Source organism: Portibacter marinus, assembly GCF_021533195.1.
GTDB lineage: Bacteria > Bacteroidota > Bacteroidia > Chitinophagales > Saprospiraceae > Portibacter > Portibacter marinus.
Genome location: NZ_JAJNKB010000050.1, coordinates 1 through 1,863 on the forward strand (window position 1 = coordinate 1; position 1,863 = coordinate 1,863).

The window sequence follows — 1,863 nt, forward strand, 5'->3', positions numbered from 1 at the left end:
TGGAAGGAATGAGTTTAGTGGCGTATTCGATTCGAAAGAATGAGCATGAAGAGCCGTATGAGCTGAGAGGTTCACGTACGGTTCTGTGAGAGGTTTAGGGGTGAGAGTCCCCTTTACCTACTCGATCTCTTTAAGCGGTCTCTCTTGCTTTTGTTTTATAATTCTTCAGATTGTAAGGTCTACTAAAAGCTTCTGGTCGTAGTTTAAAGTATGTTGACAATTTGGTAACCATCTCTTTACTAATATTTCTTCGGTATCTAATTATATCGCTAATAAGTTGACGTGAAGTTCCTAAATCTTTAGCAAGTTTGGATTTTGTGATTTGTTCTTCCTCAAGAATTGAATTTAGCAACTCTACTGGATTCATCTTTTTCTTGAATTCTGTTTGTCGATTGTCGTATTCATCGATTAAGATTCCTAACAATTCAATTTCATCTTTATTTTTCTCATAATTATCAGTTAACAGCGTTTCATACTTATTACAGTATTCAGTGTATACTGAGAGATTGGGAATTTTTTTATATTTCATCTTACCTTTTTAAACATGTCAATCTTACATACATTAACCTTGTCATATTCTTTGTGAGTTCCGACGAACTTTACAAATAATACAACTTCATTTATTCCAAAATGATATCCGCAAATCATTCTGTATCGATTTCTTCCGATATTAAATACAACGCGACTTAGTTGACCGTCTCCACATGTAATTAGATCTGCGGATTTAAAAGTTTGGGTCATATTTTGTGGAATTTGCCAATCAACCAGTTCTAGTCTATCAAAAAAAGCCTCAAAGCATTTCATCATGAATTTATTAGATCCAATATGATCTGTAACGTTGCTTATCTTAATAACTCTTACGCGCATTTACAAATGTAAGCAATTTGCTTTAAGTAAGCAAATTGTTGACACAGACTATTTGCATGAATGCTAACGGGATAGCTGTGAACCGTCGTGGCGTCGCGATAGCAGCCATGACGTGTTACAGCGTGTTATCACATGTAGTTAGATTACCGGGTGACAGTATTGTCCATCTATATTTTTGTCAATTTTAGAAAAATTTATCTTATAATTTTTTTTACCATAAAATCTATTCTCTCACAACTTGATAAGTTTTGGTATATAATGCAAAAATTTGGAGCCCTCATTATTAAGATTTCTTAGAAACTGTATCCGAGAGAAATTCCTCCCCATGGCAAAATATATAAATTATCTCCATTTATTGGTATTCCAATTATTGCAAAACCATCAGTGATAATTGGTGTTATCCCAAGCTTGAAAAAAAGTCTATTTTTCTTTTGATAACGATATCCTAGTCTAAAAATCAGACCGTTTGGATTGATATTCTGAGCATAATAGGCATAACCAATCCCAGTTTCAAAAGAATGGATATTTCCGTACATGTAATTTATTTGTGGGCTTATTGAATTGGAGGCATCTAGTCTAATTGGATCTTGTACTTGAAATCCAAGAGCGATTGACAATCGATTTTTACCGCGAACATAAATTGCACGATCATAACTTATATTATATAGATAGAATGATGAACCTAATAACTCGAAATACACTGCGTTTTTTGATATTGTGTTTGTACTATTCTGTGCGCCTATTTGAAGTGTACTCAACGCAATCATTGACATGGTAAGTATTCGCTGCCAAAATTGTGCTTTTAACATCAATAATTCACTCGGTTTCATAATTCTCATTTTTTTCAAAGTGGTTAAATTTTATATGTGATAACGGCCAGCGATAGGAGGAGTTTCGCTTTCCTCTATCTTGATCGGTTTTCTAATGTAGCAATATTTCATTCAATACTTGCAATCAGGACTCTTCTGAAGCGAAATTACTTCCTTATCGCATGTT

3 protein-coding genes are annotated in these 1,863 nt (G+C 33.8%); all 3 read right to left on the reverse strand.

Going from position 1 to position 1,863, the window contains the following annotated elements; translation table 11 throughout:
* Positions 1–130: 130 nt before the first annotated feature.
* The 3 genes from L2567_RS20845 to L2567_RS20855 all read right to left on the reverse strand — a co-directional run bounded on the left by L2567_RS20845 (position 131) and on the right by L2567_RS20855 (position 1,697).
* Entirely contained in the window at positions 131–529 is a 399-nt protein-coding gene (locus L2567_RS20845) for a helix-turn-helix domain-containing protein (RefSeq protein WP_235299802.1), read from the reverse strand.
* The gene (locus tag L2567_RS20850) at positions 526–867 is read right to left on the reverse strand and encodes a type II toxin-antitoxin system HigB family toxin (RefSeq protein ID WP_235299803.1); all 342 of its coding nucleotides are present in this window, start codon (positions 865–867) and stop codon (positions 526–528) included. Before L2567_RS20850 ends, L2567_RS20845 begins: the two co-directional genes overlap by 4 nt.
* 293 nt (positions 868–1,160) lie before the next feature.
* Complete coding sequence (locus tag L2567_RS20855) at positions 1,161–1,697, reverse strand: hypothetical protein (RefSeq protein ID WP_235299804.1); 537 nt, start codon at positions 1,695–1,697, stop codon at positions 1,161–1,163.
* Positions 1,698–1,863 lie beyond the last annotated feature (166 nt).